At 73.9% G+C, this 20,509-nt stretch carries 18 protein-coding genes and 1 pseudogene; 10 read left to right on the forward strand and 9 right to left on the reverse strand.

Translation table 11 applies throughout. The features are described 5' to 3' along the window. The first annotated feature begins 126 nt into the window (after nt 1-126). Nucleotides 127-684 (forward strand): hypothetical protein, encoded by a 558-nt coding sequence (locus ACIRRH_RS03085; protein WP_403060837.1) that lies wholly within the window; start codon nt 127-129, stop codon nt 682-684. Nucleotides 685-827: 143 nt separating this feature from the next. Here ACIRRH_RS03085 and ACIRRH_RS03090 read toward each other — a convergent pair whose 3' ends face one another. After that, nucleotides 828-1,604 (reverse strand): hypothetical protein, encoded by a 777-nt coding sequence (locus ACIRRH_RS03090; protein WP_403060840.1) that lies wholly within the window; start codon nt 1,602-1,604, stop codon nt 828-830. 535 nt (nt 1,605-2,139) lie between these two features. Further along, a complete protein-coding gene (locus ACIRRH_RS03095) occupies nt 2,140-2,523 on the reverse strand; it encodes a hypothetical protein (protein WP_403060843.1) in 384 nt (127 codons plus the stop codon). Between the two features lie 99 nt (nt 2,524-2,622). On the opposite strand from ACIRRH_RS03095, the gene ACIRRH_RS03100 reads away from it, so the two are divergent. Then, the gene (locus ACIRRH_RS03100; protein ID WP_403060846.1) at nt 2,623-3,117 is read left to right on the forward strand and encodes a MarR family transcriptional regulator; all 495 of its coding nucleotides are present in this window, start codon (nt 2,623-2,625) and stop codon (nt 3,115-3,117) included. 17 nt (nt 3,118-3,134) lie between these two features. On the opposite strand, the gene ACIRRH_RS03105 is transcribed toward ACIRRH_RS03100, so the two are convergent. Beyond that, the gene (locus ACIRRH_RS03105) at nt 3,135-4,394 is read right to left on the reverse strand and encodes an alpha/beta hydrolase (protein ID WP_403060849.1); all 1,260 of its coding nucleotides are present in this window, start codon (nt 4,392-4,394) and stop codon (nt 3,135-3,137) included. A gap of 36 nt (nt 4,395-4,430) precedes the next feature. Continuing rightward, complete coding sequence (locus ACIRRH_RS03110) at nt 4,431-5,144, reverse strand: class I SAM-dependent methyltransferase (protein ID WP_403060852.1); 714 nt, start codon at nt 5,142-5,144, stop codon at nt 4,431-4,433. A 315-nt stretch (nt 5,145-5,459) separates the two neighbouring features. On the opposite strand from ACIRRH_RS03110, the gene ACIRRH_RS03115 reads away from it, so the two are divergent. The 5 genes from ACIRRH_RS03115 to ACIRRH_RS03135 all read left to right on the forward strand — a co-directional run bounded on the left by ACIRRH_RS03115 (nt 5,460) and on the right by ACIRRH_RS03135 (nt 9,958). Then, nucleotides 5,460-7,553 carry a HelD family protein gene (locus ACIRRH_RS03115; RefSeq protein ID WP_403060855.1) on the forward strand — a complete coding sequence of 698 codons (2,094 nt, stop codon included), beginning with the start codon at nt 5,460-5,462 and terminating at the stop codon, nt 7,551-7,553. A gap of 183 nt (nt 7,554-7,736) precedes the next feature. Continuing rightward, nucleotides 7,737-8,192: a hypothetical protein gene (locus tag ACIRRH_RS03120; RefSeq protein ID WP_403060858.1), complete on the forward strand. Its 456-nt coding sequence runs from the start codon at nt 7,737-7,739 to the stop codon at nt 8,190-8,192. After that, the gene (locus tag ACIRRH_RS03125; RefSeq protein ID WP_403060860.1) at nt 8,129-8,671 is read left to right on the forward strand and encodes a hypothetical protein; all 543 of its coding nucleotides are present in this window, start codon (nt 8,129-8,131) and stop codon (nt 8,669-8,671) included. Before ACIRRH_RS03120 ends, ACIRRH_RS03125 begins: the two co-directional genes overlap by 64 nt. A gap of 9 nt (nt 8,672-8,680) precedes the next feature. After that, nucleotides 8,681-9,301: a formylglycine-generating enzyme family protein gene (locus ACIRRH_RS03130; RefSeq protein ID WP_403060863.1), complete on the forward strand. Its 621-nt coding sequence runs from the start codon at nt 8,681-8,683 to the stop codon at nt 9,299-9,301. A gap of 135 nt (nt 9,302-9,436) precedes the next feature. Next, nucleotides 9,437-9,958, forward strand: a complete 522-nt coding sequence (locus tag ACIRRH_RS03135) for a GNAT family N-acetyltransferase (protein ID WP_403060866.1) — start codon at nt 9,437-9,439, stop codon at nt 9,956-9,958. On the opposite strand, the pseudogene ACIRRH_RS03140 reads toward ACIRRH_RS03135, so the two are convergent. Both ACIRRH_RS03140 and soxR read right to left on the reverse strand, forming a co-directional pair. Continuing rightward, nucleotides 9,955-10,074 (reverse strand): annotated as a pseudogene (locus tag ACIRRH_RS03140) (aminoglycoside phosphotransferase family protein); the annotation flags it as partial. The gene ACIRRH_RS03135 and the pseudogene ACIRRH_RS03140 sit on opposite strands and share 4 nt — an antisense overlap. A gap of 33 nt (nt 10,075-10,107) precedes the next feature. Further along, on the reverse strand, nt 10,108-10,656 hold the full coding sequence (gene soxR / locus ACIRRH_RS03145; RefSeq protein WP_403060868.1) for a redox-sensitive transcriptional activator SoxR: 549 nt from the start codon (nt 10,654-10,656) through the stop codon (nt 10,108-10,110). A gap of 57 nt (nt 10,657-10,713) precedes the next feature. Between soxR and ACIRRH_RS03150 the strand changes: the two genes are divergently transcribed. Together ACIRRH_RS03150 and ACIRRH_RS03155 are read left to right on the forward strand one after the other, a co-directional pair. Further along, nucleotides 10,714-11,430 (forward strand): thiamine pyrophosphate-dependent enzyme, encoded by a 717-nt coding sequence (locus tag ACIRRH_RS03150; RefSeq protein WP_403060871.1) that lies wholly within the window; start codon nt 10,714-10,716, stop codon nt 11,428-11,430. Nucleotides 11,431-11,486: 56 nt separating this feature from the next. After that, nucleotides 11,487-12,380: a transketolase family protein gene (locus tag ACIRRH_RS03155; protein ID WP_403060873.1), complete on the forward strand. Its 894-nt coding sequence runs from the start codon at nt 11,487-11,489 to the stop codon at nt 12,378-12,380. Between the two features lie 10 nt (nt 12,381-12,390). Here ACIRRH_RS03155 and treZ read toward each other — a convergent pair whose 3' ends face one another. The 3 genes from treZ to glgX all read right to left on the reverse strand — a co-directional run bounded on the left by treZ (nt 12,391) and on the right by glgX (nt 18,831). Beyond that, on the reverse strand, nt 12,391-14,124 hold the full coding sequence (treZ, locus tag ACIRRH_RS03160; RefSeq protein ID WP_403060876.1) for a malto-oligosyltrehalose trehalohydrolase: 1,734 nt from the start codon (nt 14,122-14,124) through the stop codon (nt 12,391-12,393). Then, nucleotides 14,124-16,559: a malto-oligosyltrehalose synthase gene (gene treY, locus ACIRRH_RS03165; RefSeq protein WP_403060879.1), complete on the reverse strand. Its 2,436-nt coding sequence runs from the start codon at nt 16,557-16,559 to the stop codon at nt 14,124-14,126. The genes treZ and treY overlap by 1 nt, the downstream gene beginning before the upstream one ends. A gap of 94 nt (nt 16,560-16,653) precedes the next feature. Further along, nucleotides 16,654-18,831, reverse strand: a complete 2,178-nt coding sequence (gene glgX, locus ACIRRH_RS03170) for a glycogen debranching protein GlgX (protein WP_403060882.1) — start codon at nt 18,829-18,831, stop codon at nt 16,654-16,656. A 469-nt stretch (nt 18,832-19,300) separates the two neighbouring features. On the opposite strand from glgX, the gene ACIRRH_RS03175 reads away from it, so the two are divergent. Further along, a complete protein-coding gene (locus ACIRRH_RS03175) occupies nt 19,301-20,491 on the forward strand; it encodes an SAV2148 family HEPN domain-containing protein (RefSeq protein ID WP_403061112.1) in 1,191 nt (396 codons plus the stop codon). The last annotated feature ends 18 nt before the right edge of the window (nt 20,492-20,509 follow it).

Here is a 20,509-nt window from a genome sequence, read left to right on the forward strand (position 1 = left end):
GTGGAGGTTGTGGAGGCGCGGTCACCAGGCGTTCACGTCCCGGGCCTGACGGTGGTCGGCCGGTCGGTGCTGTCATGAACACAGTCGCCCGGCGAGGGGCCGGGCCGGCCCAGGAGTGCTTCCCCCATGATGCTCCGTCACCGTCTCACCGTCATCGCCTCGGTGGCCGCCCTCGCCGCCGCCGGGCTCGCCGCCGGCACCGCGCAGGCCGCCGCACCGGCCCACGGTGCCACCGTCAAGCCCCGTACCCTCGCGGCGAGTTGTTCGCAGGCGTACCTGCCGCTGCCCGACCCGTACTGCACCCCCGGTGCGTACAACCCGGACGTCACCCAGGCGACCATCGGGCAGACCATCTGCGTCTCGGGCTGGACCGCCACCGTCCGCCCGCCGACCAGCTACACCAACCCGCTGAAGGTGCAGCAGATCGCCGCCTACGGCTACGCGGACACCAACACGGCTGACTACGAGGAGGACCACCTCGTCCCGCTGGAGCTCGGCGGCGCCCCGCGCGACCCGGCCAACCTGTGGCCCGAGCCGCGCTACGGCAACCAGCCGGCGCAGAGCAAGGACTCCGTCGAGACCAAGCTCAAGAACGCGGTGTGCAACGGCCGGGTGGGCCTCGACGACGCCCGCAGCGCGATCGCGAACGACTGGACCACCGCGCTCGGCGTCCTGGGGCTGTGAGCCCGGCTCCCCGGGAGCGGGCGTGACAGTGCCGCCCGGGCCGTCCGGTCCCCTGTGCCGGACGGCCCGGGCGGCCGTCTGTGTGGGCGGGTACCCCGCCGTGCGATGTCCGGGAGCCCGCGGGGTGCGGTGCCCGCCGGGGGTCAGTGCCCGTCGCAGCCCGGGAGGGCCTCGCACATCGGCGCCGTCATGCCGGTGCCGACGAACTTGTCCTCGGGGGCCTTCCAGGCGTCCTTGGGCTGGGCGCCGGCCTTGGTGGTGGCCCAGACGGCCAGCTCGCTGACCGCACCGCCGTCGCTGACCACGTACTCGTGCAGGGTGACGGTGCTGCCGTCGGCCTGCGGGACGGTCAGCACGGCGGCGAAGTAGGGGGCGTCCGGGGCGCTGTCGACCTTCACGGTGGCGCCGGGCGCGGTCTTGGCGCAGGACTTGAGCGCCTCCGTCAGGCGGCCCTCGGCCAGGTTGGTGGTCTGCTTGGTGCCGCTGCTGCGGGTCGGGTCGCCGTGGAACAGCAGGGTCTGCTGGGCCGCCCAGCGGTCCCCGTCGAAGCCGACCGAGGCCTTTGCGGCGGCGGCGCCGGTGAACAGCGGCTCGTCGTCCTTGGCGATCGCGGCGTGGCACAGCTCCATGCCCTTGAACTGGACCGGGCCGGAGACCGGCTTGGCGTTGGCCGCCAGCGGCGTGTAGTGGTAACTCTCGTCCATCGGGATGCTCTTGGTGTCCATCCAGGCCTTGTCCGGGATGCCCTTGTCGGAGCCGGCCGGCTTGGTGGGGTTGGTGCTGGGCGTGGCGCCGGCGGCCCCGGCCGGTGCGGCGGTCTTCCCGGCGTCCTGGCTCCCGTTGTCCGGGCCGCAGGCGCTGAGCGCGCCCAGGCAGACGAGGGCTGCGGCGGTGGCGGTGGCGAGTCTGGTGGTGCGCAACTGACGGTTCCTCGGGTGTCCGGTGGCGTTGGTCGGGGTCGGGCGCGCACCGGCCGTGGGCCGCTGGTGCGCGGCGCCGTCCGTCCGTCCTCGCCGCCCGGTCGACCCGTGGTCGCGGGCATGCGGCATGGCAGCTCCTCCCCACTCTGCGTACGGCCGTCGTGCTCCTCGCCCGGCCGCCCGCCCCGGGATTGAGGGGTGGTCAGGGCCGATGGCGTGCCGACGGCGGTCGAAACTTATGCCACCGGGGCGCCGGTCGCCAAGCCGGGTTCCGGCCGGAGGCCCGGATTCCCTTTGGGGCCGATGTGGTTTGTGGGGCAAGTGTGAATGGAAGTGGAGGGCGTGTGGGGGGATTCCTGGAGCGTGCATTCGCGTCCGTGTGCGGGTCGGGGCGGCGCATCCGGCCTGGTGGGAGCGGGTGTGCCGGGCCTGTGCGACGTTCTCGGACGTGCGGGAGGGCGGGGCGCGGGAGGCCCCGGCGCCCGGGGCCTCCCCGTCCGGGGCCGGTGCCGGCGACCGGTCGGAACGGATGCGGTCAGCCGACCCGGCCGCCGAGGCCGGAGCGGCCCGCCGGAACGCCGTCGAGGGTGACCACGGTCTGCCGCCCGACGGCCTCGCCGAGCACGCCGGCGACCGCCCCGGTGGCCGCCGTGACCAGGCGGGCGGGCGCGTCCGGGACCTGCGGCAGGTGGTAGGCCGCCTCCCGCATGCTCAGCGTGACCACCGGCGCGACCTCGTCGGTCGGCAGCCCGCCGATGCCCCGGCGGCGCTGCGGGACCCCGATCAGCTCGACCGCGACCAGGGGGCGGACCTGCTCGCCGAAGACCGTGGTGACGGCCTCGGTGAGGCCGGCGATGAGCGACCGCTCGACGTCGGGGTCGAGGGACTCCTCGCGGATGTGCAGGCTCAGGTGCGGCATGGTGGAACTCCGTTCGGCTCGGTTCGTACCATGGGCTGACAGGTTTGCTTTGCGCATAAAACAGCTTTGCTGTCAAAGATAAATGGGAAGGGGTGTGCGATGTCAACGCCCGGGAGTGAACCGCGCGACGTGCGGCAGCCGTCGAACGGGGAGGAGCTCGACGACGCCGTACGGTCGATGCTGCTGCTGATGCCCCGGCTGGTCGGGCGGGCCAAGCGCATTCCCGTCCCCGAACCGCTGCGCGGCTTCGCACTGGCGCCCCGTCACCTGTCCCTGCTGGCCTGCCTGCTGCTGGACGGGCCGATGGGCGTCAACGACCTCGCCGCCCGACTGGAGGTCGCCCCCACCACGGTCAGCCTGATGGTCGGCGACCTCAGCCGGCAGGGCATCCTGGAGCGGCGCGAGGACGAGGCCGACCGCCGGCGCCGCATCGTCGCGATCACCGCCGCCCGGCTGCCCGCCATCGAGGCCTGGCTCGCCCCGGGGGCCGCCGCCTGGCGCACGGCCCTCGGGCCGCTCGGCGCGGCGCAGCGGCGCCTGGTGGTGGACACGCTGCTGGCGTACGAGGAGGCCGTGGGGCGGGAACGGGACTGACCTCTCGGGGAGCGCGGTTACGCGTGGGTGCCCGGGACGCCGAGCTGCTGGGCGAGCCAGGGGAGGGCCTGGGCGAAGGCCGTGGAACCGGTCTGCCAGGTGTGCCCGCCGGAACCGACCGCGTTCACGGTCCGGATGCCGTCCTTCCTGGCCGCCGCCTCCAGGGCCCTGGCGGACTCGATCTGGCCGTGCTCCTCGTTTCCCTGGGCGAAGTAGCCGGAGACGCCCTGGTACCTGGGGTGGTGGGCGAGCACGGTCAGTGGGTCGTGGGCGGCCCAGGCGGCCGCGTCGCCGCCGTACAGCTCCTGGACGGTGTGGTCCCGGTCGCCGATGAACGGGCCCTTGTCGCCGGAGAAGTCGGCGAAGTGGGTGAAGACGTCCGGGTGCTCGACGGTGAGGTCGAACGCGCAGGTGCCGCCCATCGACCAGCCGGCCACGCCCCACCTGTGCGGGTCGGTGGCGGCGTTGAAGGTCTTCTGGACGAACGGCGGGACGTCCCTGAGCAGATGGCTCTCGGCGTGGCCGTGCGGGCCGTCCACGCACTCGGTGTCCACCCGGAAGCCGCCGGTGGCGTCCACGAAGACCAGGATCGGCGCGAAGCCGTTGTGCCGGGCGGCGAAGGCGTCGGCGGTCTTCACGGCGTTGCCCGAGCGGATCCAGTTGTCGGGCGCCGCGAACTCGCCGCCGATCATCTCCAGCACCGGCAGCCTGGGCCGGTTCCGGCTGCGGAACCAGGCGGGCGGAAGGTAGACCAGCTCCTGGCGGTGGGCGAAGCCGCTGGCGGTGTCCGGTATGTCGACCTGGACGATGCGGCCGGTGCCGGTCCTGCCGTGGACCGACCCGAGCTCGTCCAGGGTGATCTGGTCCGGCAGCGGCTGCCCGCCGAGCTCACCGATCGCGTCTCCCAGGGTCGGGTAGTAGCCGGTCGCGATGTTCACGCTGTTCGCCGCGCAGAACAGCGCCAGCAGCACGGTCGGCGCCACCAGCACCCGCCGCCACCACCGCGCGCCGCGCCAGCCGAACCCGAGCACGCACAGGGCCGCGACCGCCACCCCGCTCCACAGCCACACCCCGAGCGGGACCGGGTCGGTGATCCCGCTCAGCGCCGGCAGGGCGACGGCGCCGGCCGCGGTGGCCGCCAGCGCCGTCCCGAGCGCGAGCGGCCCCCGCTTGCGCCGCCACGCCCGGTCCCGCAGGCCCACGGCGGCCAGGAACAGTGCGAGGGCCGCGGCCCGGACCGTCCACGGGAACCAGCCGTCGAGCAGTGAGACGTTCATACGGCCGCAGGCTAGGGGCGGAGGATGAGAGGCCGGTTAGAGGCCTGCAGATCGCCGGAAGAGCGCCGTGAGCAGGAAGGGGACACCGAACAGCGCCGAGTCGGGGCCCTGGGCGGCCATCGGGCGGATCTCCAGCGGGGTGAACTCGCGGAACAGCGATCGGAGTTCGTCCGCCGAGTAGGCCAGGCCGCCCTCCAGCGCGCCGAGTCGGTAGAGCTCCTCGTCGGGCCGCTCGGAACCCATCGCACCGGCCGCGAAGGCGGTGACGGCGAAGTGCCCGCCCGGCGCCAGGACCCGGTCGAGCAGGGCCAGGTAGCTGACCCGGCGGTGCGGCGGGAGATGGTGCAGGCAGCCGGAGTCGTAGACCAGGTCGTACTGGTCGTACGGGAGTTCGGCGTCGAAGATGCTCGCCCGGTGGAACCGCAGCTCGGTGCCCGTACCCGCCTCGCGGGCACGCTCCTCGGCCCAGGCGATGGCGGTGGCGGAGAGGTCGACGGCATCCACCTCGAAGCCGAGGGAGGCCAGGTGGATCGCATTGCGGCCGGCGCCGCAGCCGAGGTCGAGCGCCCGGCCGGGGGAGAGCAGACCGCGGTCGAGACAGGAGGCCAGGTTCTCGTCCGGTTCGGGCGCGAAGAACGGGCGCTGGACGGACCGGTCCGCGTAGAACCGGTCCCAGAACGGTTCGGCCGGCGGGAAGAGGCCGTCGAGGAGGGCGAGGACGTCTTCGGTGGTGCGGATCGTACGGTTCATGCGGCCGAGCCTAGACGGGCCGGCCGGTGGGCGCTCAGGCGGCAAAAGCCGTTGTGCGGCAGGCTGTTGGGGCTGTCCGGGGCATGGCCTGGGCGGATGCTTCGGCCCTGGGCCGCCGCACGGCAGCGCCCCCGCCCGGGGCCGGGAAAGGCCGTTTCCGCAGGGCGAGGAGGAGCGCCCGGGAGACCGTTCCGGAATTCCGCCGAGAAAATTCCACGCGAGGAATCGGAGGACACATTCAGGCCGGACAATCAACGTTTACTTTCCCGGATTCCCTCTGCATAGTGGCGGGTCGAACCGAGAGGGGGCTCATCCGTGTCGCAGATCAATGACACCGCCGCACAGCAGGTGGAGCTGGAGCAGGTGCAGGTGTCCGTCATCGGCGAGCTGTTCGATGAGCGGCTCGCCGGGGCGCGGGCGCAGTTGGGGCGGGTGCTCGCGTCGGCGGCGGACAGCGCGGGCGAGGTGTACGAGCGGGAGGTGGCGGCCGGGCGGCTGGCGGGCGAGGTGCGCCGGCTGGAGGGGGCCGAGGGCGGGCTGGTCTTCGGCCGGATCGACCTGGCGGACGGGACCGCGCTGCGGATCGGGCGGCTGGGCCTGCAACGGGAGGAGGACGAGCTGCCGTTGCTGGTGGACTGGCGGGCGGAGGCGGCACGGCCCTTCTACGAGGCGACGCCGGTCCATCCGCTGGGGCTGCGGCGCCGCCGTCATCTGAGCCTGACGGGCCGTACCGTGGTCGGGATCAGCGACGAGCTGCTGGACGGCTCGGAGCCGACCGCCGGGGACGTCGTCGGAGACGGGCCGTTGACGGCGGCGCTCCAGGAGCGGCGTACGGGGCGGATGGGGGCGGCGGTCGCGACGCTCCAGGCGGAACAGGACGCGATCGTCCGCTCCTCGCACCGCGGGGTGACGGTGGTGCAGGGCGGCCCGGGCACCGGAAAGACGGTGGTGGCGCTGCACCGCGCCGCGTACGTGCTGTACGCGTTCCCGAAGGCGGCCGAGCGCGGTGTGCTGGTGCTGGGGCCGAACGCGCGGTTCCTCGACTACATCTCCCAGGTCCTGCCCTCGCTCGGGGAGAGCGACGTCGTCCTGGCGACGTGCGAGGAGCTGGCCGGCGTCGTGCCGGGTGCCGTGGACCCGTTCGAGGCGGCGCGCCTCAAGGGCGGTGCCGAACTGGCCGAAGCGCTGGCCTCGTCGGTCCGGTCGCGACAGGCCCCGGGCGGGGACTTCACCATCCGGGTCGGGCGGGAGTGGGTCCGCCTGGCGGAGGAGGAGGTCGCCGGGGCGCGGCAGGCGGCGCAGGCGAGCGGGCTCGCGCACAACCGGGCGCGCCGGCTGTTCCTGGAACTGCTGGTCGACGCCCTGACCGACGCGCTGGCCCGCGGCACGGCCGAGGCGCTGGAGCGCATCGACGCCGAGGTCGCGCAGCTCACCGGGATCGACCTCGACCGGATGGCGGCCCGGGACCTGCGCCGTCTCGGCATCGACGACGCGCCCGCCACGGGGGCCGACGAGTTCGACGCCGACGCCGTCCGCGCCGAGCTCCTGGAGGACCCGCACCTCGACCGGGCGGTCGAGGAACTCTGGCCGCGGCTCGTGCCCGGCGACGTCGTCGGTGCCCTGCTGGCCGACGCCGATGCGCTGACCGCACACCTTCCGCAACTCGGCGAAGACGAGCTGGCGTTGCTGCTGCGCACGCCCGGCGCGCCGTGGGCCGACGCGGACGTGCCGCTCCTCGACGAGGCGGCGAGCCTGATCGACGGGCCGCCCGAGCAGACCTTCGGGCACGTCGTCGTCGACGAGGCGCAGGAGCTGACCGCCATGCAGTGGCGGATGATCGCGCGCCGGTGCCCGGGCAGGTCGATGACGCTGGTCGGCGACTTCGCGCAGGCGGGCCCGGCGGCAGTGGCGCGGGACTGGAACGAGGCGCTCGAACCCCACGTCGGCCGCCGCTTCGACCTGCGGACGCTGACCGTCAGCTACCGGACCACGCAGGAAATCCTGGCCACCACCGGGGAGTTGCTCAGCCGCATCGCCCCTGACCAGCCGCCGGTCCGGTCGATCCGGCACGGGGACGAGCCGCGTGCCGTCGCGGTGGCCCCGCAGGGGCTGGCGGCCGAGCTCGTCCGCGAGCTGCGGGCGCAGGCCGCCGCGCATCCGGGCGAGCTGCTCGGCGTGATCTGCGCGGACGGCAGGGTGGCGGAACTGGCGGCCGCGGGGGTCGAGGAGTACGCCCGGCTGGTCCCGGCCTCCGAGGCGCGCGGCCTGGAATTCGACGAGGCCGTCGTGGTCGACCCGGACGGGATCGCGGCGGCCCGCCCCGCCGGCGAACGCGACCTGTACGTCGCCCTCACCCGCGCCACCAAGCGCCTGTGCACGGTCACCGCGCGGTCGGCCACCGGCGGGTAGGCGATGCGCCGCCGCGCGGGAAGTCGGCCCGGCCGACTTCCCGCGCACCGGCTCCCCGAGGACTGTGCGCGAGTGCGCGACCACGTCCTCGCCGTGATCGCGGGCGACCGGTTCGCCTGACGCGGCCGATCCGCCGCATGCTAGGTTTGAACGCGTTCAAATGGTCTGTGTGCAGGGGGAAGCATGGTCAGGGTGCCGGTGAGTGCCCGGTGGCTGTCCGGGTTGGGTGCCGCCGCCTTCCTGTTGCCGGTGTGGTGCATCGCGCAGGGGTACGGCTTGGGCGGGGTGGAGCTGTACGTGTTCGGGCTGGGGTGTGCCGCAGCATGCGCCGTGCCGCCGTTCTTCTCGGACAGCAAGCGGCTCCGGATCGCGTGCACGGTCGGCGGCGTGGTCGTCGTGCTGGTGTCGACGCCGTTCGCGTTCGTGGGCATGCTCTTCCTGATGTGGCTCTACCACGGCGTCGGGTACCTGGCCTTCCTCGCCCTCCCCGTCACCGCTGTCGCCGGACTGGTCGCCGGGTTCCAGCGCGCCAACGGGCCGCAGTTCGGTCGTCGGGCGGCCGGGTTCGCCTGGGCGTGCGCGGCGATCACGACGGCCGGCTGGTTGAGCATCACCGGCTGGGTTTCGGCGGTGGACTGATGATGGGTGGTGTCGTCAGCCGGGGTGTCCGGCTCGGGATGTGGATCGGGTCCGCCACGGCCGCGATCTTCGGCTCGTTCGCGTTCGTGGCCGCGGCGATGTGGCTCGGTGAGGGGCTCCCCGGTGAGGCCGTAGCATGCCTCGTCCGAGGCATCGTTTTCGTGGCCGGGAGTCTGGGGGTCGGTGTCCTGGTCGGTGCGGCGGTCGGTGTGGCGCTCGCCCTGTCGCCCGGATGCCTGGCCTCGCGGGCTCCGCTGCGGGGGCTGCTCGCCGGCTCCGTCGCCGGTACGGTGTACCTCGGTGAACCCATCGTCATCGCGGTCGCCACCAACAACGGCTATGGGCCGATGCTTCTCGCGCTCCTCTTCACCCCGATCGCCAGCGCCGTGGCAGCAGCGCACAGCGGGGACATCCTGGGACGCACGCACTACCACCCGTGGCTGGCGGGCGAGCGGTGTCCGAAGCGGGGCTCCGCTTAGGATCGGTGGATGATCACCGTACCGTCAGGCCGGGTCACCCTCTCCGACCGTCGCACCCAGCGCAGTTGGGACGTCGACGTCGCCTCCTACCGGCTGGCGGCCTGTCCGGTGACCCGCGAGCAGTACGAGGGTGCGACCGGCGACCGCCGCCCCGCGCACAGCGTCTCCTGGCTCGACGCCGTCCGTCACTGCAACGAGCTGTCCCGGCGCGAAGGCCTCGCCCCCGCCTACCGGGTGGACGGCGAGGAGGTCTCCTGGGACCGCGCCGCCGACGGCTACCGGCTGCCCACCGAGGCCGAGTGGGAGCACGCCTGCCGCGCCGGAACGGACGGCCCGCGCTACGGCCCGCTGGACGAGATCGCCTGGTACCGCGGCAACTCGGGCGAGCGGCCGCACGAGGTGGGCGGGCTGCGCCCGAACGCCTACGGGCTGTGCGACCTGCTCGGCAACGTGTGGGAGTGGTGCTGGGACCACTACGACCCCGAGGTGTACGGCAGCTACCGCGTCCTGCGCGGCGGAGGCTGGTTCGACGAGCACTGGAGCTGCCGCGCCTCCGTCCGTCGCCGCAGCCACCCGACCCTGCGGATCGACGACGTGGGATTCCGGCTCGCCCGCTCGATCGTCGAATGAGGACGGTCGCGGTAAAAGGGGACCTGGTGCAGCGAAGGAAAGTCCGGCGCAGTGAATCTCGGACCCCGTGAGCATGCGCGTGAAATTTCCGGTGAACTGAGGAACCGTCACGGCGAAACCCGCGTTGACGCCGGCATGAGCGAAGAAACCGTCACCCTGCGCCCGATCTCCGAGGCCGACCTCTCCGCGATCGAGGACATGCTGGACGACCCCGAGGCGCTGGGCGAGTTCCAGTGGTACGGCTGGCGGGACCCGCTGCGGTTCCGCCGCCGGTGGCTGGAGGACGGCATGCTCGGGGAGGAGCATGTGATGCTCGGGGTCGTCGCCGGGGGCGGGTTCTGCGGCTTCGTCGCCGCCAACCGCACCGGGGTGAGACCGTCCGCCCCGTACTGGAGCCTCGGCGTGCAGCTGCTGCCGCAGGCGCGCGGGTGCGGGATCGGCACCCGGGCCCAACGGCTGCTGGTGGACTACCTGTTCGCGCATTCGCCGGCGATGCGGCTGGAAGCGGACACCGAGGCGGGCAACCTGGCCGAGCAGCGCGTCCTGGAGAAGCTCGGCTTCACCCGGGAGGGCGTGCAGCGCGCGGTGACCTTCCGCGCCGGCGAGTGGCGCGACGTCGTCCGGTACAGCCTGCTGCGCACCGACCCGCGACGCTAGGCGACCCCGAACCACTCCTCGGCGAGGGCGTCCGGCGTCCGCGCCGAGGGCTTCAACTCCCGCAGGTACCACGGCAGGTTGCTGTACACGTGGAGCAGGGTGTGCGCCATCAGCAGGCGCAGGCCGACGGCTGCGACGCAAAGGGGCTTTCAGTGCCCGCCCCGGCGGGTCCCGCAGGGGTCGGCGGCCGGGGGCAGCGGCTCGGGTCCGTCGTCCGGGTCGCGGGTGAGCAGGTAGCGGGCGCCGGGTCCGGCTTCTGCGGCGCGGTCGGCGGCGTTGTAGAGGGCGCAGCGGGAGAGCGAGAGGCAGCCGCAGCCGATGCAGCCGGTGAGCTTCTCCTTGAGTCGTTGCAGCTCGGCGATCTGGTCGTCGATCCGGCTCTGCCAGGACTCGGCCACCCGGTCCCACTCGGCGCGGCTGGGGGCCGGGCGTTCGGGGAGACGGTCGAGGGCGACCTTCGCCTCGTCCAGGGAGAGGCCGACCCGCTGCGCGGCGCGGACGAAGGCGATCCGGCGCAGCGTGCCGCGGGTGTAGCGGCGCTGGCCGCCGGAGGTGCGGGTGGCGTGGATCAGGCCGAGGCTCTCGTAGTAGCGCAGCGCGGAGGCGGCGAGGCCGCTGCGGTGGGCGAGTTGGCCGATGGTGAGCAGGTCGCTGTGGTGCGGGCCGGGGTCGCGGTGGCCGTCAGGGCGGGCGGTCATGGAAACCCACTGTAGCCGCTTGACCTCAAGTCGGCTTTAAGTTGCACGATCGTGGTCATGACGACGAACGCGACCGCCACGACCACGACGGGCACCCGCTTCGAGGACCTGCCCGCCCTGATGAGCCTGATGACCGGCGACGAGAAGCACGGTCCCGCCGCCACCTCCACCCTGGACGCGCTCTGGGTGCTGTACGACCGGGTGCTGCGGGTGACCCCGGACACCGCCGACGCGCAGGACCGGGACCGCTTCCTGCTCTCCAAGGGCCACGGACCGATGGCGTACTACGCCGTGCTGGCGGCCAAGGGCTTCCTCGACCCGGCGGTGCTGCCGAGCTTCGGCGGCTACGACTCGCCGCTCGGCCACCACCCGGACCGCACGCTGGTCCCGGGCGTGGAGATCGCCTCCGGTTCGCTCGGCCACGGCCTGCCGCTGGCCGTCGGCACCGCGCTCGGGCTGCGGGCGCAGGGCCTGGCCGACCCGGCGGTGTGGGTGCTGGTCGGCGACGCGGAGTTCGACGAGGGCTCCAACGCCGAGGCGGTGGCCTTCGCCGGGGCCTACGGACTGGACCGGCTGCACGTGGTGGTGATCGACAACTCCTCGGCCACGCACGGCTGGCAGGGCGGCATCGCCCAGCGGTTCGCGGCCGAGGGCTGGTCGACCGCCACGGTGGACGGCCGCGACCACGAGGCGCTGTACCGCGCCTACGCCACGGAGCACCCGGGCCGCCCGCACGTGGTGGTCGCCCGGGTCGAGCCCAAGGACCCGCACTGAGCATCCGGCCGCATCCCGAGCACGCCAAGACCGAGCCCCTGAGAGGAACTTCACCGATGGACACCATGCGTGACCGCTTCGTGGACGTGACCACCCGACTGCTGGACGAGGACCCCCGGCTGGCCCTGGTGCTCGCCGACATCACCGCGGCCGCCTTCGCCCCGGCCCAGGAGCGCCATCCCGACCGGGTGGTCAACGTCGGCATCCGCGAGCAGCTGCTGATCGGCGCGGCCGGCGGCCTGGCGCTCACCGGGATGCGTCCGATCGCCCACACCTTCGCCAGCTTCCTGATCGAACGGCCCTTCGAGCAGGTCAAGCTGGACCTCGTCCACCAGGGCGTCGGTGCCGTGCTGGTGAGCGCGGCGGGCTCGTACGACTGGCCGGCCGGCGGCCGCACCCACATGTCCCCGGGTGACGTCGCCCTGCTGGACACCCTGCCGGACTGGACGGTCCACGTCCCCGGCCACCCGGACGAGGCCGAGCAGCTGCTGCGCCACGCCTACGCGGACGGTGACCGCAACGTCTACGTCCGGCTCTCGGCGCACCAGAACGCGGCCCCGGTGCCGGTCGAGCCGGGCCGCTTCGCCACCGTCCGGACGGGCTCGCGCGGCGCGGTGCTCGCCGTCGGGCCGATGCTGGACGCGGTGCTCGCGGCCACCGAGGGCCTGGACGTCACCGTGCTGTACGCGGCGACGGTGCGCCCCTTCGACGTGGCCGGGCTGCGCGCGGCGCTCGGCGACCGGGAGGACGTGGTGCTGGTCGAGCCGTACCTGGCGGGCACCTCCGCCAACGAGGCGCACGCGGCGCTCGCCGACCGCCCGCACCGGGTGCTGGGCCTGGGCGTGCCGCGCGAGGAGCACCGGCACTACGGGTCGATGCCCGAGCACCTGGCCGCCTACGGCCTGGACGCCCCGTCGCTCCGGGAGCGGATCGGCACCTTCCTCCGGTGAGCCCGCCGGGTCAGCCGGTCAGCACGATCGCCACCGTGTCCGGCGCCGCCCGCACCGCCGTCCCCTCCAGCGTCGCCGACCCGAAGGCCGCCACCACCTCGCGCCCGGCGGCCCCGAGCGGCAGCGCGGCCTCGTCCGGCCCGAGGTTGACCGCGATCCGGTACGGCCCCCGGTGCACCACCAGTCGGCCCGCCGCCTCGTCGAACGTCACCCGCACCGCGCCGAGGTCCGGGTCGGACAGCTCCGGCCGCTCGCGCCGCAGCCGGATCAGCCGCCGGTACCACGTGAGCAGTTCGGCGTGCGGGGCGCGCCGGGGCTCGGTCCAGTCGAGGACCGAGCGCAGCACGGTGGCGGGCTCCTGCGGGTCGGGGACGACCTCGGCGGCCCAGCCGTGTGCGGCGAACTCCCGCCGCCGGCCCTGCCGGACGGCCTCGGCGAGGTCCGGGTCGGTGTGGTCGGTGAAGTACTGCCAGGGGGTGGCGGCGCCCCATTCCTCGCCCATGAAGAGCATCGGGGTGAACGGCGAGGTGAGCACCAGTGCCGCGCCGCAGGCGAGCCGGCCGGGGGAGAGGCTGGTGGAGACGCGGTCCCCGAGCGCCCGGTTGCCGACCTGGTCGTGGGTCTGGAGGTAGCCGAGCAGCCGGTGGCCGTCGGCGGGCGGGAAGGGCCGCCCGTGGCTGCGGCCGCGGAAGGAGGACCGGGTGCCGTCGTGGAAGAACCCCCGGGTGAGCGTCTTGGCGAGGGCGGCGAGCGGCTGGTCCGCGAAATCCCGGTAGTAGCCCTGGGATTCGCCGGTGAGCGCGCAGTGCAGGGCGTGGTGGAAGTCGTCGCTCCACTGCGCGGTGAGGCCCTGCCCGCCCGCCTCGCGCGGGGCGGTGGTGGCCGGGGTGTTGCGGTCGGACTCGGCGATCAGGAACAGCGGCCGGTTGGTGGCGACGGCCAACTTCTCCACCTCGTGGGAGAGTTCCTCCAGGAAGTGGACCGCCCGGTCGTCCGCGAGGGCGTGCACGGCGTCCAGCCGCAGCCCGTCGATCCGGTAGTCGCGCAGCCAGGCCAGGGCGCTGCCGATCAGGTAGGCGCGCACCTCGTCCGAGCCGGGCGCGTCCAGGTTGACCGCCGAACCCCAGGGGGTGTGGTGCCGGTCGGTGAAGTACGGCCCGTACGCGGGAAGGTGGTTGCCGGACGGCCCGAGGTGGTTGTGCACCACGTCCAGTACCACCCCGAGGCCCTTGCGGTGGGCGGAGTCCACGAAGCGCTTGAGCCCCTCGGGCCCGCCGTAGGGCTCGTGGACGGCCCAGAGCGAGACCCCGTCGTAGCCCCAGCCGTGCTTGCCGGGGAACGGGCAGACCGGCATCAGCTCGACGAAGTCCACGCCCAACTCGACCAGGTGGTCCAGGCGTTCGGCGGCGGCGTCGAAGGTGCCGCGGGGGGTGAAGGTGCCCACGTGCAGCTCGTACAGCACCGCGCCGGGCAGCGCCCGCCCGCGCCGGCCGGAGTGCGACCAGCGGAACGCGGCGTGGTCCACGGCACGGCTGGGCCCGTCCGGGCCGTGCGGCTGCCGGGCCGAGCGCGGGTCGGGCAGCGGCGGGCCGTCGTCGAGCCGGAAGGCGTAGTCGCCCGCCGGGGCCTCGCCGGACCACCAGCCGTCCCGGTCCGGGCAGCGGGCCAACTCGTGGGCCGCGCCGTCGACGTCGACCCGGACACGGGAGGCGGCGTTGGGCGCCCACACCTCGTAGACCGGCATCAGGCCCTCCTCGTCAGCAGCGCGACCGGCAGGGCCGCCAGCAGCTCCGCCACCGCCACCGTGCCCGCCGGGAAGTTCCGCCCGGTCAGCTCGTCCGTCCACGGTCCGCCCGCGGGCAGCTCCAGCACCGTGTCGCGCCAGCCGCCCGCCCGCTCCAGCCCGTACGGCAGCCGGGTGACGGCGGTGACCACGTCGTCCCCCCGGGCGAAGGCCAGCAGGTGGTCGCCGGAGAGCCCCACGGCGTGCAACGGCCGGTAGGCGCCGAGCGGGCGGGCGCGGCGCAGGTGGAGTGCCGTGGTGGTGAGGTGCAGCTTCTCCCGGGCGAGGTCGCCGGGGCGCGGCGTGGCCGCGTCGGTGAGCCGCACGGCGAGCGCACCGAGGTCCACCACGCCCCGGTTGTCCGGGTCCACCAGGGTGTACAGCGGCTCCTCGCTGCCCTGGTAGAGGTCCGGCACGCCCGGCACGGTGAGGTGCAGCAGGGCGGCGGCCAGGGTGTTGGCACGGGCGTACGGGGCGAGGGCGTGCACGGCGCCCTCGATCCGGGGGAGCAGCCCCGGGTTGCCGTAGACCGAGCGGGCGCGCTGTTCCAGGGCCTGCTCGTAGCGCGGGTCGGGGGTGGTCCAGGAGGTGCGCAGCTTGGCCTCACGAGCGGCCTTGAGCAGGGCGGCGACCAGCCGGTCCGGGTCGATCGGCCAGGCGGCGACCAGGGTGTGCCAGAGCAGCCAGTCGGCGTCCCGGTCGAAGCCGGGGCCCGCGGCGGTGGACCAGGAGGCGGCCTCGGCGGCCCACGCGTCCGGCCGCTCGGCGAGCACGGCGAGCCGGGCCCGGGCGTCGGCGCTGCGCTTGGTGTCGTGGGTGGAGAGCACCGTCATGCTGTGCGGCCAGGTGCGCTCCAGGTAGCGGCACCAGTCGTGGAACTCCTCCGGGTGCAGTCCGGGCCGGGCGGGCTCGCCGCCGACCTCGTTGAGGCCGGGCAGCGCGTTCCAGCGGTAGAAGGCGGTGTCCTCGACGCCCTTGGCGGCCACCGCGGCGGCGGTCTGGGCGAAGCGCGCGCAGAACTCGTCCTTGTCCGCGCCGCGGCCCAGCTCGCCGAGCGCGAGCGCGGCCACCAGCTGGTCGGTCGCGTCGGCGGAACCGTCCAGGGCCGCCCGCAGCTGCTCCACGGACGCCGTCGAGGGCGCCTCGCCGGGCCGGGTGTACGGCCGGTACGCCGGGTAGCCGGTGAGCAGCCGGCCGAGCGACGCGCGCAGCTGCCCGGGCGAGTGGTCGGCGTGCGCGGGCTCGGCGGCGCCGATCCGCAGCGCGATCCGCACCAGTCGCTCGACCTCGGCGGCGAGTTCGCCGTCCGGCCCGGTCATGTCGGCCCGGCCGCGCCGGGCGGCGGCGATCGCGGGGTGCGGGTCCTCGCAGAGGTCCCGGATCGGGCCGCCGTGCCGGAAGGACTCGTAGGCCCCGGCCAGCCGGCAGGCGCCCGCGTGGTCGGTGAGCACGCCGTCGATCCGGCGCAGCGCGTCGTAGCCGGTGGTGCCGGCCACCGGCCAGTCCTCGGGCAGCCGCTCGTCGCCGGTGAGGATCTTCTCGACCACGACGTACGCCCCACCGGTGGCCGCTGCCAGGCGCCGCAGGTAGCCGCGCGGGTCGGCGAGCCCGTCCGGGTGGTCGATCCGGAAGCCGTCCAGGACGCCGTCGGCGTGCAGCCCGAGCAGCACGGCGTGGGTGGCGGCGAACACCTCCGGGTCCTCGGCCCGCAGTGCGATCAGCTCGTTGACGGTGAAGAAGCGGCGGTAGTTGAGCTCGGTGCGGGCCAGCCGCCACCAGGCCAGCCGGTACCACTGGCGGGCGAGCAGCTCGGGCAGCGGCAGCTCCTCGGTGCCGGGGCGCAGCGGCAGCTCGTGCTCGTGGTAGCGCAGTGTGCCGGCGTCCACGGTGAGCTGGTCCAGTACGGCGCCGAGCCGGTCGCCGAGCAGCGGCAGCAGTACCCGTCCGCGCCCGGGCGCGTCGACGGGGCCCGCCTGGGCGGTCCAGTCGATGTCGAACCAGTGCGCGTACGGCGAGTCGGGCCCGTCGCGCAGCACCTGCCACAGCGGCCGGTTGAGCCGTTCGGGGGCGGGCACGGCCATGTGGTTGGGCACCACGTCGGCGATCAGCCGCAGGCCGTGGCGGTGCGCGGCGGCGGCCAGCTCGCGCAGCGCCGGCTCGCCGCCGAGTTGCTCGCTGATCCGGGCGTGGTCGACGGTGTCGTAGCCGTGGGTGGAGCCGGGGACGGCCTCCAGCAGCGGGGACAGGTGCAGGTGGGAGACGCCGAGCGCGGCGAGGTAGGGGACGGCGGCGGTGGCGTCGCGGAGAGTGAAGCCGGGCTGGAGCTGGAGACGGTACGACGACGAGGGGACGGTGGCGGCCGGGCGGGGCTGCGCGGGCTCGGCGGCGGGGGTCATAGCTCCATAGGTACCCGGGGGAGCCCGCCGCCAAGACCCGCTGCTGATCCGAACAGGTGACCGCCCCCGGCTGTCCGAAGGTCCCGCGCGTTCCCTAGGCGGGCCGTTGCAGCACCATCAGCGAGCGGTCGGTGAGCCACAGGGCGTCCCCGGCCTTGACCCGGGCGCCCGTGCCCGGGGCGGGCAGCCGGGGTTGCGCGGTGTCGACCACGACCTGCCACTCCTGCCCGTGGTCGGCGGGCACGGTGAACTCCAGCGGTTCGAAGTGGGCGTTGAACATCAGCAGGAAGGAGTCGTCGACGATCCGGCCGCCGCGCCGGTCCGGTTCGGAGATCGCGTAGCCGTTGAGGAAGACGGTCAGCGACTTGGCGTAGCTGGCGCCCCAGTTGCGCTTGGTCATCTCCTCCCCGGCCGGGGTGAACCAGGCGATGTCGGTCAGGTCGTCGAACCCGCCGGTGGACGGCGCGGCCGCGCCCCGTGCGCCCGGACCGTGGGTGCCCGCACCCGCGCGCCCGGACACCGGCCGGCCGTGGAAGAACCGCCGCCGCCGGAACACCGGGTGGTCGCGGCGCAGCCAGATCATTCCCTGGGTGAACTCCAGCAGCCGCGCCTGCGGCCCGTCGCCCTCGGGCCAGTGCACCCAGGTGAGCTCGTTGTCCTGGCAGTAGGCGTTGTTGTTGCCCAGCTGGGTGCGGCCGAGCTCGTCGCCGTGCGAGAGCATCGGCACGCCCTGGGAGAGCATCAGGGTGGCGATGAAGTTGCGCTGCTGGCGCTCCCGTAGCTCCTCGACGGCCGGGTCGGCGGCGGGGCCCTCGACGCCGCAGTTCCAGGAGCGGTTGAAGGCCTCGCCGTCCCGGTTGTCCTCGCCGTTGGCCTGGTTGTGCTTCTCGTTGTACGAGACCAGGTCGCGCAGGGTGAAACCGTCGTGGCAGGTCACGAAGTTGATCGAGGCGATCGGGCGGCGGCCGTCGTCCTGGTAGAGGTCGGAGGAGCCGGTGAGCCGGGAGCCGAACTCGGCGAGGGCCGCGTTCTCGCCGCGCCACAGGTCGCGCACGGTGTCCCGGTACATGCCGTTCCACTCCGTCCACAGCGGCGGGAAGTTGCCCACCTGGTAGCCGCCCTCGCCGAGGTCCCAGGGCTCGGCGATCAGCTTGGCCTGGGAGACCACCGGGTCCTGCTGGACCAGGTCGAAGAAGGAGGAGAGCCGGTCCACCTCGTGGAACTGCCGGGCGAGGGTGGCGGCGAGGTCGAAGCGGAAGCCGTCCACGCGCATCTCGGTGACCCAGTAGCGCAGCGAGTCCATGATCAGCTGGAGCACGTGCGGGCTGCGCATCAGCAGGCTGTTGCCGGTGCCGGTGGTGTCCTCGTAGAAGCGCTGGTCCTGGGCGAGGCGGTAGTAGGAGACGTTGTCCAGGCCGCGCAGCGACAGCGTCGGCCCCAGGTGGTTGCCCTCGGCGGTGTGGTTGTAGACGACGTCCAGGATCACCTCGATCCCGGCCGCGTGCAGCGCCTTGACCATGGACTTGAACTCCTGTACCTGCTGGCCGCGGTCGCCGGTGGAGGAGTAGGAGGAGTGCGGGGCGAAGAAGCCGACGGTGTTGTAGCCCCAGTAGTTGGCCAGGCCCAGGTCCCGCAGCCGGTGGTCGCGGACGAACTGGTGCACCGGCATCAGCTCGATCGCGGTGACGCCGAGTTTGGCCAGGTGCTCGATCACCGCCGGGTGGGCCAGGCCCGCGTAGCTGCCGCGGATCTCCTCGGGGATGCCCGGGTGCAGCCGGGTGAGGCCCTTGACGTGGGCCTCGTAGATGACGGTGCGGTGATAGTCGGTGCGCGGCGGGCGGTCGGTGCCCCAGTCGAAGTACGGGTTGATCACCACCGAGTGCATGGTGTGCGGGGCGGAGTCCAGGTCGTTGCGGCGCTCAGGGGCGCCGAAGTGGTAGCCGTAGACCGACTCGTCCCAGTCGATGTGCCCGCTCATCGCCTTGGCGTACGGGTCCAGCAGCAGCTTGGCGCTGTTGTGCCGCTGCCCCAGGCCCGGGTTGTACGGGCCGTGCACGCGGAAGCCGTAGCGCTGGCCGGGCTGGACGCCCGGGAGGTAGGCGTGCCGGACGAAGGCGTCCGTCTCGCGCAGTTCGACGGCCGTCTCGGAGCCGTCCTCGGCGATCAGGCACAGCTCGATCCGGTCGGCGCTCTCCGAGAACACCGCGAAGTTGGTGCCGGCCCCGTCGTAGGTGGCGCCGAGCGGGTAGGGCGTACCGGGCCAGACCTGCATGACTCCTCAACTTCCTTGCTGCCGACAGAAACTGACATGTAGTCCGACAACGGCCCGACCGCCTGCCCGGACCCGGACGCTCTCTTCCCGGCCGGACGGCCGGGCATGTGCGTGACCGTGCGCCGTGACGCACGGCACAGCGCATACTCCCCGAGCCCGTCCCCGGCGGCCGGGAGATCCGGCCCGGGTTGGGCCGAATGAGCGTCCGTCGGGCATTCGTGTGAAGAACGCGGCGGATGGTGCGGAAGGGCCCCCGGGCATCCGGCTGCGAGCGGCTCGTGGCGGGCAGTACCCTTGATCGTCCCGCCGCCCGGGCGGGCCGCCAGGAATTTCGACGGTCCCCGCGCCCGCGGGGGCCAGCCGCAGCAACCAGATGAGGTGGCGCATGGTGTTCCCCGCCGGCGGCCGTGGCTCCGGGCCCGGCGGCCCCGACCGGGGCGCGGCCCGCAGCGAGGCGCCCACGGTGGTCATGCGCCCCACCCTGACCGGCCGGGCCCTGGTGCCCGCCCAGAGCGGCCCGGTCGAGATACCCGCACTGGCCTGGTCGGTCGCCGAGTGGGAGGACGCCTACCAGCGGGTCCGGCTGTCCGGCCGCGCCTACGTCTGGCTCAACCTGGTCGAACAGCGGCTGCGCGCCCTGGTCGACGAGGTGCTGCACCCGATCTACGCCCCCGCCCACGGCGAGGACTGGGTCACCGCCGCCGCCGGGCCGGCCGGCGAGGAGTGGGCCCACCGCGCCGGGGCCGTGCGCGAGGTCAGCCGCCGCAAGGGCTACCTGCTCGACCCGGCCGACGACGACCCGCTGGTCTTCCTCACCCTGCCCCAGCTGCGCGAGCTGATGGTGCAGCACTGGCCGTGCTTCGAGCCGTACCTGGCCGACCGGCGCGAGATCGAGCTGGCGCTCGACGAACTGGAAGTGGCCCGGCACGTGGTCTCCCGCAACCGGGTGCTCACCCAGACCGTGCTGGCCCAGACCGAGCGGGCCGCCGCCCGGCTGCTGGCCGTGCTGGACGGCGGCGCCGGCGGCGTGCCCGCCGACGTGGTCGAGTCCCTGGTGGCCGGCCGGTACGCGGACGTCGTCGCGGTGCACGCCGACCGCGTCCGGCTCCAGCGCGACCTGCCGGTGGAGGACCTGCTGGACGGCGCCCGGCGCCTCGACGCGCTCGGCATCGGCCTCGGCATGCTCTGCCAGAACTACACCGGCAAACGCCTGGTACGCCTCGCCGGCGAGGGCTGCCGGGTGCGGCTGCTCTTCCTCAACCCGGCGAGCAGCGCGGTGCGCCGCCGCGAACGCGAACTCGGCCTCGGGCGCAGCGAGCTGTCGCGCTCCATCGAGATGAACATCATGCACGTGCGGCGGGTCCGGGCCCGGCTGCGGGACCAGGGCGGCTTCGAGATCCGGGTCTTCGACGAGACCCCGCGCTTCACCGCCTACCTGGTCGAGGGCCCCCGCACGACCGGCCAGGCGGGCGGCCGCCGGCAGGGCCGCGACCTCGGCGTCATCCAGCCCTACCTGCGCCGCGCCCGCGGCATGGAGTCCCCGGCCCTGGTGCTGCGCGGCGGCGCCGGCCAGCAGCCCGGCGGCACCGAGCCGGGACTGCTGGAGGTCTACCGCGAGGAGTTCGAGGGCGTCTGGGCCGACTCCCGGCCCGTGTCCTGACAAAATCCATGGTCGGCG

Source organism: Kitasatospora sp. NPDC101235 (assembly GCF_044767505.1).
In the GTDB taxonomy this organism is placed as follows: Bacteria; Actinomycetota; Actinomycetes; order Streptomycetales; family Streptomycetaceae; genus Kitasatospora.

What these genes read in the sequence shown, in the direction of transcription:
- ACIRRH_RS03085 (WP_403060837.1), top strand. Translation starts at nt 127, where the DNA reads ATGATGCTCCGTCACCGTCTCACCGTCATCGCCTCGGTGGCCGCCCTC.
- ACIRRH_RS03120 (WP_403060858.1), top strand. Translation starts at nt 7,737, where the DNA reads ATGGTCAGGGTGCCGGTGAGTGCCCGGTGGCTGTCCGGGTTGGGTGCC.
- ACIRRH_RS03135 (WP_403060866.1), top strand. Translation starts at nt 9,437, where the DNA reads ATGAGCGAAGAAACCGTCACCCTGCGCCCGATCTCCGAGGCCGACCTC.
- ACIRRH_RS03130 (WP_403060863.1), top strand. Translation starts at nt 8,681, where the DNA reads ATGATCACCGTACCGTCAGGCCGGGTCACCCTCTCCGACCGTCGCACC.
- soxR (WP_403060868.1), bottom strand. Translation starts at nt 10,656, where the DNA reads ATGACCGCCCGCCCTGACGGCCACCGCGACCCCGGCCCGCACCACAGC.
- glgX (WP_403060882.1), bottom strand. Translation starts at nt 18,831, where the DNA reads ATGCAGGTCTGGCCCGGTACGCCCTACCCGCTCGGCGCCACCTACGAC.
- treZ (WP_403060876.1), bottom strand. Translation starts at nt 14,124, where the DNA reads ATGCCGGTCTACGAGGTGTGGGCGCCCAACGCCGCCTCCCGTGTCCGG.
- treY (WP_403060879.1), bottom strand. Translation starts at nt 16,559, where the DNA reads ATGACCCCCGCCGCCGAGCCCGCGCAGCCCCGCCCGGCCGCCACCGTC.
- ACIRRH_RS03105 (WP_403060849.1), bottom strand. Translation starts at nt 4,394, where the DNA reads ATGAACGTCTCACTGCTCGACGGCTGGTTCCCGTGGACGGTCCGGGCC.
- ACIRRH_RS03155 (WP_403060873.1), top strand. Translation starts at nt 11,487, where the DNA reads ATGGACACCATGCGTGACCGCTTCGTGGACGTGACCACCCGACTGCTG.
- ACIRRH_RS03110 (WP_403060852.1), bottom strand. Translation starts at nt 5,144, where the DNA reads ATGAACCGTACGATCCGCACCACCGAAGACGTCCTCGCCCTCCTCGAC.
- ACIRRH_RS03095 (WP_403060843.1), bottom strand. Translation starts at nt 2,523, where the DNA reads ATGCCGCACCTGAGCCTGCACATCCGCGAGGAGTCCCTCGACCCCGAC.
- ACIRRH_RS03175 (WP_403061112.1), top strand. Translation starts at nt 19,301, where the DNA reads ATGCGCCCCACCCTGACCGGCCGGGCCCTGGTGCCCGCCCAGAGCGGC.
- ACIRRH_RS03100 (WP_403060846.1), top strand. Translation starts at nt 2,623, where the DNA reads ATGTCAACGCCCGGGAGTGAACCGCGCGACGTGCGGCAGCCGTCGAAC.
- ACIRRH_RS03150 (WP_403060871.1), top strand. Translation starts at nt 10,714, where the DNA reads ATGACGACGAACGCGACCGCCACGACCACGACGGGCACCCGCTTCGAG.